This is a genomic window from Hoylesella timonensis 4401737 = DSM 22865 = JCM 15640 (assembly GCF_000455445.1).
GTDB classification, from domain to species: domain Bacteria; phylum Bacteroidota; class Bacteroidia; order Bacteroidales; family Bacteroidaceae; genus Prevotella; species Prevotella timonensis.
The window spans coordinates 126,091-144,490 of sequence record NZ_HG417098.1 but is presented as its reverse complement, the minus strand read 5'-3'; the positions used below and the strand labels follow the sequence as shown (position 1 = coordinate 144,490).

Annotated in this window: 12 protein-coding genes and 1 pseudogene; 10 read left to right on the top strand and 3 right to left on the bottom strand. The window is 39.7% G+C overall.

Annotated features, from left to right (window positions below; genetic code table 11):
• Positions 1-6: 6 nt before the first annotated feature.
• Both trmB and xseB read right to left on the bottom strand, forming a co-directional pair.
• A complete protein-coding gene (gene trmB, locus BN35_RS09710) occupies positions 7-777 on the bottom strand; it encodes a tRNA (guanosine(46)-N7)-methyltransferase TrmB (protein ID WP_025072082.1) in 771 nt (256 codons plus the stop codon).
• 256 nt (positions 778-1,033) lie between these two features.
• A complete protein-coding gene (gene xseB / locus BN35_RS09705; protein ID WP_008124297.1) occupies positions 1,034-1,228 on the bottom strand; it encodes an exodeoxyribonuclease VII small subunit in 195 nt (64 codons plus the stop codon).
• 891 nt (positions 1,229-2,119) lie between these two features.
• Here xseB and BN35_RS12850 point away from each other — a divergent pair.
• From BN35_RS12850 to BN35_RS09690, 3 genes are all read left to right on the top strand, one after another.
• Positions 2,120-4,219 (top strand): ATP-binding protein, encoded by a 2,100-nt coding sequence (locus BN35_RS12850; RefSeq protein WP_051275179.1) that lies wholly within the window; start codon positions 2,120-2,122, stop codon positions 4,217-4,219.
• A gap of 108 nt (positions 4,220-4,327) precedes the next feature.
• Positions 4,328-5,287: a helix-turn-helix transcriptional regulator gene (locus BN35_RS09695; protein WP_025072081.1), complete on the top strand. Its 960-nt coding sequence runs from the start codon at positions 4,328-4,330 to the stop codon at positions 5,285-5,287.
• 1 nt (position 5,288) lies between these two features.
• Positions 5,289-5,840 carry a 3'-5' exonuclease gene (locus BN35_RS09690; protein ID WP_008124289.1) on the top strand — a complete coding sequence of 184 codons (552 nt, stop codon included), beginning with the start codon at positions 5,289-5,291 and terminating at the stop codon, positions 5,838-5,840.
• A 106-nt stretch (positions 5,841-5,946) separates the two neighbouring features.
• Here the strand turns inward: BN35_RS09690 and xseA are convergent, their stop codons facing one another.
• Entirely contained in the window at positions 5,947-7,242 is a 1,296-nt protein-coding gene (gene xseA / locus BN35_RS09685; RefSeq protein ID WP_025072080.1) for an exodeoxyribonuclease VII large subunit, read from the bottom strand.
• A 282-nt stretch (positions 7,243-7,524) separates the two neighbouring features.
• Between xseA and BN35_RS09680 the strand changes: the two genes are divergently transcribed.
• The 7 genes and pseudogenes from BN35_RS09680 to BN35_RS09650 all read left to right on the top strand — a co-directional run.
• Positions 7,525-8,424 carry a sirohydrochlorin chelatase gene (locus BN35_RS09680; protein WP_025072079.1) on the top strand — a complete coding sequence of 300 codons (900 nt, stop codon included), beginning with the start codon at positions 7,525-7,527 and terminating at the stop codon, positions 8,422-8,424.
• 87 nt (positions 8,425-8,511) lie between these two features.
• Positions 8,512-11,583 carry a SusC/RagA family TonB-linked outer membrane protein gene (locus BN35_RS09675; RefSeq protein WP_051275182.1) on the top strand — a complete coding sequence of 1,024 codons (3,072 nt, stop codon included), beginning with the start codon at positions 8,512-8,514 and terminating at the stop codon, positions 11,581-11,583.
• A 4-nt stretch (positions 11,584-11,587) separates the two neighbouring features.
• The gene (locus BN35_RS09670) at positions 11,588-12,997 is read left to right on the top strand and encodes a RagB/SusD family nutrient uptake outer membrane protein (RefSeq protein ID WP_036893320.1); all 1,410 of its coding nucleotides are present in this window, start codon (positions 11,588-11,590) and stop codon (positions 12,995-12,997) included.
• 102 nt (positions 12,998-13,099) lie between these two features.
• Positions 13,100-14,317 (top strand): DUF4929 family protein, encoded by a 1,218-nt coding sequence (locus BN35_RS09665; RefSeq protein ID WP_025072077.1) that lies wholly within the window; start codon positions 13,100-13,102, stop codon positions 14,315-14,317.
• A 94-nt stretch (positions 14,318-14,411) separates the two neighbouring features.
• Complete coding sequence (locus BN35_RS09660) at positions 14,412-17,255, top strand: M16 family metallopeptidase (protein WP_025072076.1); 2,844 nt, start codon at positions 14,412-14,414, stop codon at positions 17,253-17,255.
• Positions 17,239-18,132 carry a ChaN family lipoprotein gene (locus BN35_RS09655; RefSeq protein WP_025072075.1) on the top strand — a complete coding sequence of 298 codons (894 nt, stop codon included), beginning with the start codon at positions 17,239-17,241 and terminating at the stop codon, positions 18,130-18,132. Before BN35_RS09660 ends, BN35_RS09655 begins: the two co-directional genes overlap by 17 nt.
• 34 nt (positions 18,133-18,166) lie before the next feature.
• Positions 18,167-18,400: pseudogene (locus BN35_RS09650) on the top strand (hypothetical protein); the annotation flags it as partial.

Here is an 18,400-nt window from a genome sequence, read left to right as displayed (position 1 = left end):
ACATGTTTATTTACCCACTGTCTTATCGCTTCGCTTGCTTCGGTGATAGCTGCGATAGTCGTCAAGGGGTATTTCTATATCGGGTTCTTCCAGCATGCCATTTCGGGGAAGCTTAAACTTCAAGTACTTAATGTTTAGACCTCTTGCTATCCACATCGATTCGTAATAAGTCTGGATAGACAATATTTGCTTTGTCGCTTCATCCATATCTGTGGTATGATACAAATCTTCTGTACTTTGAACGATGGGCAGCCGATTGTTATCCACCATGGCAAGGGTATATGTAAAAAGAAAGTTAGAGTCTGTCTTCAGGTGTATCAATCCACCATCTACCAAAAAGCATCGATAGCGGTTCATAAAATATGTACTTGTGAGTCGCTTCCGTACGTTTTTCATTTGCGGATCTGAAAATGTGAGCCATATTTCCTGTACCTCGTCTTGACCGAAGAAACGATCTATCAGTTCGATATTGGTACGCAGAAATGCCACATTTGCCAGTCCTTGTTCTATCGCTTGCTTGGCACCAGTCCACATACGTGCGCCCTTGATGTCAACTCCTATGAAGTTGATGTAGGGAAATAGTTTTGCCAATCCCACCGTATATTCGCCCTTTCCACATCCCAGTTCTAACACTATCGGATGATTGTTCTTGAAATATTGGTCTCGCCAGTGCCCTTTCATTTCAAACGGCACTTGCTCTATCACTGAATGCGGATATTGGAAAACATTTTCAAACGTTTCCATCTCAGCAAATTTTGCTAATTTTCCTTTGCCCATATTGGTTGTTGCTATACTGCAAAGGTAAGCAATTATTTATTTTCAGCCAAACGACTATTATGCTTATTGCGGTGCATCCTTTTAGACGGCAAACACATTTTTACAATGCGCTGATTGTCTGCAATATATAAATTCATTATACTTTTCCTTGCTCATCCATGTAGACAAGCCTGTCAAGGCATTGCATCAATTTCCACGAGTCATAGAGTTATAAAAAATAGGGTGGGTAACACCTCTCAAAAGCACATTTACAAGCTTAATCGTCTTGCGAAAGTATCTTCTTAATATCTTCGTCCACCTTGGTGAGTTTCGCTTTACACATCTTGATAAGTTGTTGGGCTTTCTTAAGTTCCGTGGTCAGTTCATCAATGTCCAACTCATCATTTTCCATGCGCTGCACAATACTTTCCAACTGTTGCACAGCCTCTTCGTAGTTCATTTCCTTTGCCATTTTTCTGTTCTGCTATATGATAAAAGATATTACCATGGCGCCTTGCACGACACGACCCTCGACATGAGACGCGGCGCACCATGTGATTTGCACAGTCTGATGTCCCTTCCTGTCCCATGGTTGATATGGCAAAAATACGAATAAAATCAGAAATAAGCACATTAGTAGTCATATATATAATGGTTAAGGCACGGCTCTTGTCATTAAATAGCGTTTGTCTCTTTTATACAATAGCAATCCAATCACAAACAGGTTACAGGTGAAGACACACATTTTCGCATCATCAAGAGAAACAATCTTGCGAGATTTGCAGACTTAAAAGCCGCTCTTCAATTCTTTTTTATTCTTGATTTTAAGTGTTTATTGATGCTGAATTTTCTTTACAAAGTGCCTCTCAAAACTCGCGTGAAATCATCCAACGGCTAAGTTGGTCGCAAATATGCGAATTATACGAAAGTTTTATAACCTCTTGTTACTGAACTTATTACGTTTAGTCCTAATCTTTTTCTTCCTATTTTCATCCTTTTTTGGCGATTAAAGCATTGAGATAAGCGTGCAATTTGCATGCTTTAAGGCTGCTGAAGCATGCAAATAACAGCCCTAATACATGTTTCCAAGGGCATTAAATCAATGTTTCAACTTGAAAAGGCATCGATTTTGACAAAATCAGCTCATTTTTGCAGTTCGTTTGCCTATTGATTTTTTCTATTTTGAAGATTTTAGATGACCGTTTTTTGGTAAAATAACAGGACAAAAACAGCGGTTGCCTTTATCAAGAATGAGCAGGAAAAAATAACGCAACACTTTTCAACTTTTTGGCAACCTATACACTTTTTTGGCATACCCTGCACCGTATCTTTGCCACATCAACACAAAAAATAGTATAGAATAATGGAAAAAACAAGCATTCAGTACATCAAAGAGGCTGCAAAGAAATTGGTAGATAGCAAATTACAGCGGTTAGGTGCAGCTAAGACTCAAGAGATTTTCAAAGGTGTGATGCAATCGGTTGGATTGGAAACAATGGGAGAAGTGTACTTGTTCGTTGCTCAGTTTGACCTGACTTGTCGCGATAGAATATCCGATATGGACGATCTTGCCAGCTATTTCGAATGCTCGTCATTAGACATGATAGAGTATGTGCCAGCACTCACATCGCTCGAAAGCAAAGGTATCCTCGTGCGTAGGGGTAGGAATGAGGAAAACATTTTGAAGCAGAATTATAGCGTATGCGATGCTGTAGTATCTGCTGTGATTGACAACAAGCCTGTTGAGATCCGTCATGACACGATAGAAGAGGTGCAGATGGATAAGTATGAGTTTTGCAAACGAATAGCAGAAAAGGTAGAAAGCCCGAACATTGTTGCCAATGAACTGATATTGTTTGCTGAAAAATTAGAGAAATGTTGCCAGCATCTTACGTTTATACGCCAACTAACGGATAAAGTAGGGAACATTGTGGACCGAATTCTGTTCTACGATATATGTCATGACAATTTCCAAGACGATGGAGATGGAACTTCAGATCTAAATACTACCTTGAAAGATTTGTACAGCAACATCAGCGAACGCATTGCCACACGAAAGAAGATTGTTGAGCGAAAGCATATTCTCTTCACCTTGGAACTGATAGAGTTGGATGACAATTATGACGAAGACCTGTTACTAACGGATAAAGGGAAGGAATTTTTTTACGATGAAGACCTCGTCGCATTCTCCAAGTTGTATAAATACCGCGACATCTATTCGTTCGTCAACGGCATATACGAGTTCTTTCATTCCTCAAAACGTTACAACAGCAACCGACCTAATGAGATGGTGACTCGCATTATCAACAAAACAGTGCATAGTTATGAGCAGACAAACCAGCATTTAACTGAGGTAAAAAGAATACAGAACCTCATACCCGACGCCTTCGAAAAGATGCTTTTCTACACCGTGGCAAAAGAAATGATAGACGGTGAAGAAACATCTTTATCACTTGCGGTTAAGACTATCTACCCTCGTCAGATGCGGAAAAAGGTGTTGCAAGACTTCAAGGACAAAAGAAGTGAACTACAGAAAAAGGAATTGGTTGTGATTGAGACAAACTTCTCCTTATTTGGAGAGGACACACTATTGGTCATGACCGACAAAGCAAAAGAGATGTTGCTGGGCGAAGATGCGGAACTATTTATGAGTGAGGTGTCTGACAAGCAACTAATCCCTTGCAACAAGATAACGAAAAAGAAACTATTTTTCTCTCCAGCACTTGAAAAACAGTTGTCGCTTCTGCGCAATAGTTTAGAGGAAGCGTACTATCAAAGACTTTGCAACAGGATAAAAAAGAACAATTTGCCTACGGGCATTGCCGTTTTGCTGTATGGAGAGCCTGGCACAGGCAAGACCGAAAGCGTGCTACAGATAGCCAAAGCTACAGGGCGCGCTATCATGCACGTGGACATCAGTGCTACGAAAACATGCTGGTTTGGCGAAAGCGAGAAACTCATAAAGAAGGTTTTTACCGACTATCGGCGATTGTGCACCAAGAGCAAGCTAAAACCTATCCTGCTATTCAACGAGGCTGATGCCATCTTCTCCAAGCGTAAAGATGTGAACAATGGAAGCGTTGCACAGACAGAGAATGCCATTCAAAACATTATTCTTGAAGAGATGGAAAACCTCGATGGCATCCTCATCGCAACCACCAACTTGGCGGACAACCTTGATAGGGCTTTCGAGCGGAGATTCTTATTCAAGATTCATTTTGATAAACCTACCATCGAAGCAAAGAAAAACATCTGGATGAGTAAGTTGCCTACGCTCTTGGCTACCGATGCGCAAACGTTAGCGGCAGCTTATGAGTTGAGTGGCGGACAGATAGACAACATTGTGAGGAAGGCTGTGATGCAAGAAATCGTTAATGGCAACAAGCCTACGCTCCAATCGCTTGTGGAGATATGTAACGAAGAGAGTATCAAACGAAACAGAGCAAGACGTATAGGATTTTGATAACGATGTTTGACGACGATACAAGTGAGAAAACAAATAACAAACAAGCAGGGTGACAAATGTCAGCAGCTATTTGTATCTTTGCAATCAATAAAAACCTAATGCATTATGCCAGCAAACCAATTTGGAAGATATGTATGGCTTGTGGATACGCTTCGACGCTACAAACACCTTTCCTATAAGGAGATTAACGCCAAGTGGCAGCAAAGCGGACTAAGCTATGGTGAAGGGGATGAGCTGCCTCTTCGCACTTTTCACAATCACAGGAAAGCCATTTACGACATATTTAATATTGCCATTGAGCTTGACCCTGATGTGAAAGGTTATAAATATCATATAGAAAACCCAATCGAACTGGAAGATGACAGCCTTCGTAGTTGGCTCATCGACTCGTATGCTACTTTGAACCAAATTCAAGTAGATAGCAAGTTGAAAGACCGAATAGTGTTTGAGGATATCCCATCAGGAAACACTTGGCTTACCACTTTCATGCAGGCGATGCGTGAGAATAAAGTCATGAAGATTACACACCAAGGCTTTGGCAAGGACTTCCCAAACACCTTCGAGATTGAGCCATATTGTCTGAAAGTAGTAAAGCGACGTTGGTATATCATTGCCAACAACCCTTACTACACGGCACTTAATAAGAAACATAAAGAAGAAGAGGGGTATTCACCACGAAAGGAAATACGCACCTACGGACTTGACCGTATCATAGAGGCAACGATTCTTGACAAAACCTTTGAAATGAAAACTGATTTTGACATCAAGAAGTTCTATGAAGGTTGTGCAGGCATCATTCCAAGCGACGAACCAATAGAACGTGTCGTCTTAAAAGCCTACGATCAAGCACCTGACTACCTTCGCACGCTACCGCTGCACGAATCTCAAAATGAAATAGAAACCTGCGAAGAGTCTGCCACTTTCTCATACCACGTAAGGTTGACATACGACTTCGTGCAACTTGTTATGCAACAGGGAGATCAGATAGAAGTGTTGGAGCCAAAGAAATTGCGTGACCAAATACGAAATATGGCAAACACCTTACTCTCATATTACAAAGACTGACATGGAAGGATTGAACTTTATAGCAATAGATTTTGAAACAGCAACAGGCAAACGAGCATCTGTTTGCGAAGCTGGAATATGTGTGGTGAAAGACGGAAAGATTGTCGAAACCAAGTCGTGGTTAATCCGTCCCGAAGACAATGCCTACTCATATTGGAACATTCAGATACATGGCATTCATCCCGAAGATACGGAGAATGCGCCCAGTTTTCCATGCGTATGGCAAGAAATATTGACCTATCTAAAGGAAACGCCTATACTCGTAGCTCACAATGCAGCCTTCGACATCTCCTGTATTCGCAAATCATTAGAGTTGTACCACCTCGATACACTTGATGTTGACTATTATTGCACACTTCGTGCCGCACGTCATCACTACGATTTTGAATGCCATACGCTCGGTTATCTCTGTGAACAGTTTGAAATTCCCGAAGGTACACACCATCGGGCTGGCGATGATGCCGAGATGTGTGCACGTCTATTCCTTCGAGAAATAAAAGATGCAGGCTGGTGCGAACTTACAGAAATGACGTATTGTAACGGGAAGTTATAGTGACATGTTCGTCCAACGAACGAGCGCCCACACGAAAGTGTCAGCACGATTTGGTTGACTTTCTCCGTATATTCTTGAAAAAAGAGCAGCAATTCTCTTTTGTTTCCTACTTCACTGTTGATTTGATGATGCCATTCTCTACACGTGTTTCTATCTCATCTCCAGCCTTTAATTGGTGTGCATTGCGCACTGCCCGCCCTTGATGCAGGGTGATACTATAGCCACGCTTGAGTAAAAGTTGAGGGTCGAGCAACGAGCAACGCTGTTCCAACAAGTCGATATGATGACGAGTATCAAGGAGCAGACGTTGGACAGTGGGAGATAATCTGGCAGAGTGAACCTCTATGTGTTGCTGTGCCTGATGTACGTGGAGCCTTGCGGAAGTAGTTAAACGCTGTTGGCACTGCTGCAAATGCGTCAATTGTTGGAGCTTAACACGAGAAAAGAGAAAGGGTATTTTACTCGTAAGAAGGTCAAAACGGTTCTTCTCAAGTTCCATGGCATGCCTTACAGTTTGTATAATTTCCTGTTCTGCATCATCAATGCGATGCCAAGTATTTCTCAAATGTTCAACCAAGTAGGCAGCTGCAGCGGTAGGTGTCTTTACTCGTTGAAAGGAAATCATGTCAAGTACGCTCTCATCTCTATCGTGTCCAATTCCTGTGATAATGGGCAAAGGGAAATTAGCTACGTTCTCGGCTAATAAAATGGTGTCGAAACCACTCAAATCACTGGTAGCACCGCCCCCACGGATGATGACCACCACATCGAACTTGTCTACCTGATCATTGATTTGGTTCAAAGCATTAATCACACTCTGCTCAACTTTTTCGCCTTGCATCACAGCAGGGAAGAGCTGTACATCGAAAGAAAGCCCTGCATCATTGTCTTGTAGCTGGCGCAGGAAATCGCCATAGCCTGCCGCCTGTTCGCTGGAAACGACAGCAACACGCTGAGCAAAGAGTGGTAAGGTGAGTTCTTTTTGTAAATCAAAGACGCCCTCTGCCTTTAATTGGGCAATGATTTCTTGTCTTTTTCTTGCCATATCACCCATCGTGTAAACGGGGTCAATTTCTGTGATAATCCATGAGAACCCATACGCCTCGTGAAAATTAGCATAGACCTTCAGTAACACTTTCATGCCAGCTCGTAAGGATTGCCCCGTCATGCGCTCGAAATACGGTCGCATCAGCATCCACTTATTCTTCCAGCATTTAGCGGAAGCCTTGGCTATGGGCGTATTGGTTTGCTCATCTTTCTGCACTAACTCCATGTAACAGTGCCCTCTCACCTCACGTACCTCAGACAATTCGGCCTCTACCCAATATTCATCGGGCATGACAGTTTGGAGAGTTTCACTCACTATTTCGTTGAGTTCATAAAGCGTTAATTTTTGTTTCATTTGCTTTGACATTTCACGTACAAAAATACAATTTTATTTTGAAAGGCGATGTATGACAATAAAAATGAACTTGCAGATAACTCCGATAGCTAGGGTTCTTAAATGAACTTACTGCTGGAGCTACAAGAGAAACTAACCAACAATAATTTAGAGAAAAATCATCATATTTAGGTATTGCCTTGACAATTAGGAGCTGTTACCTTTGCAAACTTACAAGAGACATGCAAAGCATGTTGTTGAACGAAAAAAAATTAAATAACTAATTTATATATCATCTTGAAAATGAAAAATTTAAGAAAAAAACTTTTGGCATTAATATTTTTATTGACAATAGTAGGTAGCATGCAAGCCAAAAATGCGTTAATTGTAATAGCGCATGGCTCACCTATGCCCAGTTGGCGTAAACCTGTCTTGGATTTAGAACAAATCGTACGGCAAAAATTAGCAACTCATCCCGTAAAAGGCATCGACTATATGCGTGTGGCACTCATGGAATATACAGAACCTTCGATAGCCAATGTAGTAAAGGATTGTTTGGAACAAGGAGCTGATACCATCTTTGCGTTACCTTTATTCATAGCCCCATCAAGTCACACGGAAGAAGATTTACCTAACATTCTTGGCATGAAGTATAATAGATATGTACGCGAAGAGTTGGCAGAGGAAAATACCGAGATGGTTCATACCAATGTTCCTATCGTCATGGGACCAACATTCTATTATAGCTACGTGTTAGAAAAGACGATGTTACAACGAATAAAAGCGATGTCGAAAGATGAGGCAAACGAAGCCGTAGTATTTCTTGCACATGGCGACCCAGAACGTATTGGATTTTGGAACATGATGTTAGAACATGTACAAAAATACATCAAAGACAACAGCAAGATAACTTATACTGATGCACGACAGATAGAGATGGGACATGACTTCGCAAATGAACTACTACCTATATTAAAACGTGCCGCACAACAAAAAAAGCGAATATTGGTACAGGGTATTTATCTTACTTCAGACGTGAAACGTATGGCAGATAGGCACAACATGCAGGAAAAACAAGCGGAGCTAACCAGAGATGATGTAGAAATAGTTTACAGCAATGAGGGAATTTTGCCTGCATCATCTGATTTAATTGCCAATTGGGTAATAGAAGAAACGACACAATGGTTGAAGAGCAAGAAATAGCTCTTCAATCTTATCCGTTAATAAAATAGTGCATACATGTTACGTATTAAGCCAAAACACACAGCCAAAACAACCAAAATCGTACAGATGACTTTGCTGCTATTTGGGAACACATCATGCAAGAAAAGTATTTTTGTCTTGCTGTGTATGATAGGGGGCATTCTCAACACTCATGCTCAAACAAGTAAGGTTTTTGGTTATGTTACTGACACAAATAACGAGCCTCTAATAGGCGTGTCTGTGAAAGTGGATGGCACTAATACGATGACTGTTACAAATAACGAAGGACGATTTTTATTAAGTATTCCACGACAAAACTCATTTACTGTAACATTCTCATATGTGGGATATGCCACAAAAAAAGTGAAATGTAAAGATAACACACCATGCCTAAACGTGAAGTTGTCAGAAGATGTAAATCAAATAAATGAAGTTGTAATACGTGCGAAAAGCAATATCAATGCGATTGACTTGCGAGCTAAATCGGGTGCAGTGGTTAATGTAGACATGAGAGCACTTAAAGATAAGCCAATGATTGATATGGGATTGGCTCTGCAAGGAATGGTACCTGGTTTAATGGTTTCTAATACGGGGGAATTGGGTAAAGCCCCTGAAATACGCATACGTGGAAACTCTTCATTTAGAAAGGGGAATATGACCAATGAACCATTGTATGTTTTAGACGGAAAAATAATAGCTGCCGAAACCTTTTATAACCTTCCCCCACAAGATATTGCAAGTATTAAGGTACTAAAGAACGCATCAGCATGTGCCTTATACGGTGTTAAAGCCGCTAATGGGGTTTTGGAAATAACGTCACAACGTGGATATAGTGGCAAACTTACCATATCCTACAGCAACAATATCGGAATTACGGGACGCGGAAAACGAGGAGTTCGGCTAATGAATTCCAGTGAAAAATTGGAATTCGAACGACTTTTACAAAATCCTGCCACACCAGGTTATCGCTTTAGTGCCGACTATTATAACAAGTATGAGGCAGATAATCCTGATAGGGCTCAACTTATCAAAGAAGGAGAAGTATATCTCAATGAATTACGGAAAATTGACACAGACTGGTTTAACGAACTGATACATAATAATATCTACCAACGCCACAGCTTCAGCTTGAAAGGCGGAAATAATTCAACGACATATTATGTTTCTGCGAACTATGCCAATCAAGGTGGAAGAATGAAAGGAAATGACAAACAACGTTATAGTGTACGTCTTAGCTTAGACCAAAGGTTAGGAAAGATTGGCTATATGATGTTGGGAGTAAATGGCGCATACGCAAAAACGAATACGCCAACTGGCACAACCTTCGATCCAACTTCATTGGTGTATAACCTTAATCCTTACGAAACAACTTCATCGCAACTTTATTCATACCCAGGACAAAGGTTTAATGACTTGCTTTACCAATTCCAACAAGACCATACAGATAAAGACGTAGGGTTTTCCGCCAACCTCACTCTTACTCCCTTTGCAGGACTAACATTGGCATACATTGCAGGTGCAGACTTGAGCTTTGGCAATAATCATCGATTTACTCCTGCTACCTCTTACAGTGAACAGCATCAAGGTATCCCTCTCCTAAGACGCGGGATATACAGCAAATCTCAAAATGCGACAACAAACATATCGAGCAACTTTAGAGCAACATATAATCAAGTAATCAATGACATACACGACCTTACTCTTGGTGCGAATATAGATTATTACTTTTACGACAATGAAGGAGTAGGCATCACAGGATATGGTGTGGGTAATATAGACTCACCTTCTGCCATAAACCATTCGCTACAAGGGCTTAGGCAACCTGAGATACGAAACCCACATGACAGGAATGCACAATTGGGTATAGGAGTGGTAGGTGGCTATTCCCTTAAAAACATCTACGACTTTTACGCTACCTTCAAAGCGGATGCGTCATCCGTTCTTCCTAAAGAGAAGCGTTGGAACTCTGCTTGGGCAACGGGAATAGGGTGGACGCCAACCAATTATTCATTTTTGAAGGGGAATAAGATAATATCTGCACTGAACCTAAAAGCATCTTATGGCGTAACAGCTAATCTTAATGGTGTTTCGGTATCACAAACGATTGGCACATTCTCATTTTCCAATAAAGGCTATGATGAGGTAAGGCCATTGGAACTACTTATGCTTTATAATAAAGACTTGAAAGCAGAGCAAAATAAATCAATGGATGCTGGTCTAACCCTTGAACTATTTCACCGCATTACATTTGATGCGAATTGGTATAATCGCATTACAGAAGAAGCCCTGTTGGATGTACCTATTGCAACAAGCACAGGATTTCAATTGATGAAACGCAACGTTGGAATTCTACAAAACAACGGCATAGAATTGGGCTTTAACGTTAGGATTATTGACAATTATGACAGCAGGTTAAATTTGCGTGCCAACTTTTGCTATAATCGCAACAAAGTTATTGATCTATATGACGGCAATCGATTATATACGAACGAAGATGATATACTGCCAACTTACGAGGTAGGTAAATCATACGATATGCTGTATGGGCTTCATTCATTAGGCATTAATCCTCTTACTGGTTATCCAGTATTCAAGACTCCTGACGGCAAGGAAAAACAAGCAAGCGAATTTCTTACGAAGTCTGATTTCCAATCCTTAGGTCATCTCACGCCACCATACAACGGAGGATTGAATGTTGATTTTCAATACAAAGAATTTGAAATGAATGTTGGCTTTTACTACACGCTTTCGGGTGTTCGTCAATTTGATTACAAGTACGTACGTAATAAAGACAATGCAAACAAGAATGCTATTGCTGGACTTACTGAGCACATGTGGTTTAAGCAAGGAGATGAGCACAAAATTTATCCCACACCCTATTACGCAAACAGTGTGGCTGAAGAAAACATGGCTTTGTATGCAACCTCTCGCACAGTTGGATCAAGCAACATGTTAAAATTATCCATGGTGTCATTGAGATACCGCATTGCAGGAAAATGGTTAGAAAAGCATTTACCTTTTTTACAATTCGCCTCAGTGGGATTTCAAGGTTCAAATCTCTATACATGGACATCCTTTAAGGAGTCGGATCCGGAAAGCGGAAAACTTTCTGGAACACTTCAACCTGTGTTCACATTTAACATGAATCTAACATTTTGAAGTTATGTTTAAGATAACACGCAAAAATATATTATTGTTTCATTATATCATTTCTGCGATGATATTTACATCGTGTTCGCTCAACATTCCGCCAATGGATATGTTTTCAGACCCCGATGCGATTACCAATGTTCAAAATGCACGTTCACTCTTAACTTCAGCATATAGGGCATACCCTCATTACGAATTGGAGTTTTCAATCTTAGGCAATGACTTTTGCCCTACGTCACTCTCTCACAGCAATGTTGAATTAATAAACCTGTATGCGTGGCGTCCTAAAGAAATCACACAACTTTCCACGAATCTTTGGCTTGGATATTATAACGTCATTGCTATCTGTGATGCTTTAGATGAACGACTACCACAAGTGCAGATAGAAAAAGAAGGTGACAAGCAGGAAATTATTAATATTTCCTCGGAAAGCAAACTACTAAAAGCTTGGTGCTATTTGCAATTACTCAAGATATATGCTCCAGCTTACGACAGAAACCCAGACGACATGGGAATCATACTAAAGTCGACACTCGGAATAGAAAACAAACAGCGTAGTTCTATCAAAGAATGTACGAGTTATATCGAGGATTTATTACTACAAACAGCACAACATCCCTTTAACAACAAAAATCAGGTGTGGATGTCGAACGATGCAGCCCATTACTTATTAGCCGATCTCTACCTTTATATGGGACAATGGGATAAAGTTCTCGAGTATGCTGTCCCACAGCTTTCTACAATGCCAAAGGCAGAGTCGGACTCCTATGAAAAAGAATACCATTCTTTATGGACTGACAAGAACTCAACAGAACGTATTTTTGCTTTTTATATGGATAGTCCTGTTTTCACTAATTTGGAATACGATAGAAACAAAGGAGATTTATTTGCCATCAACCCAAACTTTGCAATTGACAAATCAGACAAACGTTATGACATGGCGATTATACCCAAAAAGATGTACAACAAACAGGTCATGCTCTTGGGTAAATATAACAAGTTACAAAAAGACAACATGGTTGTTTCCTACCTTAACAAAATGCGGCGGGCAGGTCTTATCTTCATGGTGGCTGAAGCTTATGCACAAATAGGAAATAATCATAAGGCTATTGCAACGATAAATAGTTATCGAAAATTAACTGGAAAGAACATGCTCACAGAAAATTTGAATGGCAGGAATTTAATGGATTCTATCCTTCACGACAAATACGAAGAGTTTGCTGGAGAAGGCACTAATTACTTTGACTTAAAACGTACACATAACAAACCGCTTGCTCGCTTAACTCTATGGGGCGAGGGACATTCCGCTTATATATCTGAAGACGACTATCGGTGGACTTTCCCTATACCAAAAGCAGAATACCGCTTTAATCTTGCCGAAATCAACCAAAACAAAGGCTGGTATTATACAAATGACAAATGAAAAGTAGGTGATATCGTCTAACATGACATCACACTAAAAGACATCACACGGAACTGGCAAATATCTCATAAAAATAACTCAATTTTTTATAACAATTACACAATGAAAACCATTAAATTTACATTAGCAGCCCTTTTGGCACTTTTTCTTATTCCTTCTTGTACAGAGGATAAGGATGAGCAAATGACAAATCATCTAAATCTTGAACTGCAAGGAGTTCATGAGATTGCAGAAGATGATAATACCACGATCACGATTAAGGCAAGTCTGTCCTTTACACCAGAGGAAGACGTTACTGCCAATTTGATGGTCACAGGAAACGACGACAAGATTGTAGAACTTTCTACGCAAAATCTTGTTTTCAAGAAAGGTGAAAAGGTTCAAACCTTTACTATCAAATCCAACAACAAACATTTAGTTAAAGGAGTTCGTTCTATTACCATCAATGTGGGTCACATAAACAATGATAACGTAAAATTATTAAAGCCTGTGACTATTAATGTTCGACAAGATAGTGATATTCCAGTCTTAACAGAAGCACAACAATCTTTAATCAAGGGATATAAAGAAAAGTTTGGAGTTGACCTCACAAGCATCCTTGGTAAAATAAAGGTAAAAGCAACTGTTAGTTATAATGCCAGTGACAAAGAACAATACTTTGGAGGTAAAGAGAAAGAAACATTCAACGGTTACACCATTATTACACTCAGCGAAAAAGCCACTGCCGACAAACCCGTTTTAAAGATGATATCCAATGCAATGGGACTTAACGACTTTTTCTACATGGTACTTAAAAAGAAGACGGTTGAGGATACAGAATTCTTCCAACAACAACCTAATGGCTTGGCTGTTGTGAAAGCAGTAAAGTTTGATCCTAAGGAAGATACATTCACGACAGCTCTTGACAATATTGAACTCAATATTAAAGATGGAAAAATTAAATTCTTAGGAACGGGAAAGGATGTATATGGAGACGAAATAACAGTGGTGCCTTTTTCATACAAGTTCTCTGCATGGGACCGTTTGCAGAACATTGTAAAGCAAGGAAATGTCTCCGTTACCATCAAATTGCCTTATGAAGACCATGAGCAAACGATATTGATCAATCAAGATGTAATTGATGCAGGTGGAAGTATTTCCCCAAATAGATGGCTCGGATATAGCACCATAGACAAGGATTCATATAAGAACGATCCGTCTGACTACATCAAGCCGACCTCTGTTCTTGACTTCAAGGGAGGGAAGATGTCTTTTACATTCCCATGGGACTTTGATGAGGCGAATGGCTACACACAAATAAATGTAGAATATACCTTTTAATATTGGTTAAAAAACAGAATCATCTCCTCTTCTATTAAGAAGCGGTGGCAACTATTAAGAATAAGAATTTCACAACATCATACCCTAAAGGTATATGCACATAAAACTAACAACTTGTAAAATAAGCTTATTATCACTTCTACTTGTTATTTCTATTTCTATATCAAGGGCGAGGGGCACAACGTTCCCTCCCCTTTCCCCCAATGCTGTTGAGGGGAAACTCACCAATGGCTTACGTTACATCCTTGTTCCTACTACAAACCAATCGCATAAAATAGAAATGCGGATGATTATGCGAATTGGTTCGTTAGTTGAAGATGAAGAACAAAGAGGATGCGCACATTTTTTGGAACATTTAGCGTTTGAAGGAACTAAACATTTTCCCAATCGCACTATGATACAGGCTTTCGAGGCGCAAGGAATGAAATATGGGCGAGATATTAATGCGTTTACGGGATTCGACCGTACCATTTATTCCTTATCTCTACCAATCACCAGTGCCCAACAACGTTCTAAAATACTGCAATTAGCACTTCATTCGACAAGCGATTGGCTTGGTGCTATTGAAATATCAACATCTCATGTTGAAAATGAGAAAGGCACCATTATAGAAGAACTTCGCAGTTATACCCTGCCTGATGATTTTTATACGCTAAAAATAGGAACAGGAAGATATTCTAAGCGTATGCCTTTGGGTTCAGAACAAGAAATTAAAGCTGTAACGCCTAAAGCATTACTTCAATATTACAACAAATGGTACAAGCCTCATAATGCAACTATTATTATTGTTGGAGATGTAGACGTTAAGGAGGCTAAACATTTGATATCAACAACATTGGGACATCTTCCAAAAACAAACAAGCAAACTACACCTCCCACCTATCCTTTAACTTACAGCAAAGGCACCAATTACATGGTGTTAACCGATAGTTTACAAACCACTCAAAAAATTGATTGGATAATTCCACATGTCATGCCTTTTACCACCAACCTGCACAACATGCTTGAACGTAAACGTATGGACATTGTGTGTTCTTTACTCAACACCAGATTAAAGGAAAGCGGAACAAGGTGCGAAGTCTATGACTCGTGGTATTTAGCAAATAAAAATCACTTTACATTCTCATTTTCATCAACGCATAACAGCACATTGCTACAATCCATAAGAGCTGCCTCAGCAGAATGTAGACGTATTGTCAAGCAAGGTATCTGCTCCATAGAACTTCAACATCTCATCAAAAAGCAACAAGAAAAAATGATTGTTGAAAAAGAAGACAAAACAGCTACTGAGATTTGCGATGATCTAATTGATTATGTTATTTTTGGAGAAAGACGAATTAACTCTAATCAAGAAGCCAATCAGCTGAAAGTGCTATTAAGTAAAACTACGAGTAAAGATATCGTAAAGCGTTTAAGCTTCCTGTTGAAACACATGCGAAAATCAAGCCTAATAGCTTACAATAGTCATAGTGACAACTCGTTGTCCAAGCAAGCAATCATACAAGCATGGCAACAAGGACAACGGCAAAACATGGAAAGATACACATTCCATCCACCTCATCCAAGTTCTCCATGTGCGGCCATACAACGCCCTGAATGCGATCTGAAAAAGTATGAGATTGCAAACGGAGCAATAACAAAGCAAAACTATCATGAAAAGTTGGGCGTAACCGACATAAAACTTTCCAATGGAATACGCTTATTGCTCAAACCTACCAATACTGCCGACTCTACCATTTACATCGCATGGATAGGACGTGGCGGAATGGCAGACCTTACAACTCTACAACAAAAGCGCTACTACGATGCTATTGCTTATGTGGATCTGGGTGGTATACAAGGATTGCCAAACGACACGCTGTCTGACATCATGATGCAAAAATCACTCTCAATGGCTTTGGGAGTAGACCAATATTGGCATCAATTATTAGCTTCTGGACCAGTCTGCTATAGCTCTTCTTTATTTCGTTTGATTAGAGAAAAAATAATGCATCCAGGCTTAGATTACCCACTATTCGAAAATCTGAAACAATCAGAAATAACGAATAATGGAAAAGAGACCTTGTTACAGCGTATGATGAAACGAGATATTAACCGACTCATAGATATTTGCATTGATTCATTGGTTGGAAACGGAAGAGATAAAACCTCTTTAATGAATAAAGCAGATTGGCAACAGCTTAATTTAGATACGTTGGCAACCTACTATAAGCGTACATTTGGTGATTTGCGCAATACAACAATCATCCTAACAGGGGGATTTGATTTGACAAAAATCATACCGCAAGCTGTCGCTATCTTTTCTGAAATGCCTCAACAAGATGCCATGCCTTTGGACAATCGACCTATAAGCTTACCGCACAATGAGGTGCGAAAAGTATTTATAGACAATGATAGTCATCAAAAGGGAACACTCTATATGGTACTTCCCTTCAACTATCATCCTGGGTTGAGAACGTCTCTCTGCATCAAACTAATGCGTGACTTGTTGCAAGAGCGTGTTATCGATATCCTACGAGAAAAGCTTCACATCGTATATTCGCCTTACGTCGACCTATTTTACGATGGATACCCACAACAACGAGCATATTTACAACTTACCATTGATGCAGAAAAGAACAATCTGGAAACGGTTGAACAAACTCTCTGCAACATCGTCACGCAATTTCAAGACACTGCAGTAAGCACAGCTAATCTTGAAAAAATGAAGCGATCGTTTTTAGTAGCTAAGCAGCAAGCTCTATCTAACGACACGCCCGTAGAGTGGAAAAATGCACTCACATCATTGATTAAGAATGATGAGAGCATTGCTGACTTCAACCATTACGAATCTATTTTACAACAAATTACACCACAGGAAATACAACAAATGTTTAAGCAACATATCAAATTAAACCAACGAATAGTACTAATAAAGACAGATGAAACAAAAAAATAAATTTCTATTCCTTCTACTTGTTATAGTAGCAGCAGGATCCATGTTCGTAAATGCGCAACAGAAAACCTATGATGCGTATCGATTATACGACAACAATGGCAAAGCTATCGATTATCAACAAATGGTACGACAACTATCAAAGGCAGACGTTGTATTTTTAGGCGAGATACATAATTGTGCCATTACTCACTGGTTTGAGTTACGCATTCTGCAATCACTCTATTTGGCACATGGAAACAATTTGGCATTAGGCATGGAGATGTTCGAAGCCGACAATCAACTCATTCTTAATGAATATCTGCAAGGACTTATTTTCTCTGACAGATTCGAAGAAGAGGCGCGTATATGGCCCAATTACGTTACAGACTATGCGCCAATAGTCAACTTCGCTCGTGAAAACAAGATACCAACTGTGGCAACAAATGTGCCAAGAAGATATGCGGCAATGGTAAAAGAACACGGATTAGCATTCATTGATTCACTTTCTAAAGAAGCTAAGCAGTATTTCCCTCCATTACCCATTCCCTACGAACCAAACCCACAAGCCGAACAAGGATTTGCCATGATGAGAATGTTGGGTGGTGGAAAATCGAATAAGGATAACAACCACCTTTCTGAAGCGCAAGCACTCAAAGATGCAACAATGGCATGGCATATCGCACAAACCTCCAAGCCTAAGATGTTGCATATAAATGGAAACATCCACTCTGATGGCAACAATGGCATTATCACCTACCTAAGGAAATATGCCCCCAAGAAAATAATAATTACACTACGTACTGTACGACAAGAAGATATTACATTTTTAGATGATACATACAAGGGATTAGCAGATTATTACCTTTGTGTGCCGGAGGATATGACAAATACTTATTAGATAAACAATTATAATAAAATAAACAACGTATAAAATGAAAATTAATTACAAGCTCGTATTGTCATGCGTTTTGTTCATGATTATGCCTTTCCGAACAATGGCAACAGAATATTTGACCATTGAGTTTAAGGACAAAAGTTTTGTTACCTTTGGTATGGACAAACAACCTGTCATTTCTTTTAAGGATGGAAATTTGGTGATTACTGACAATTCCAATGAAACAAAAGAAATGGTCACCAATCAAGTCGTACGCTATTATTTCTCAAAA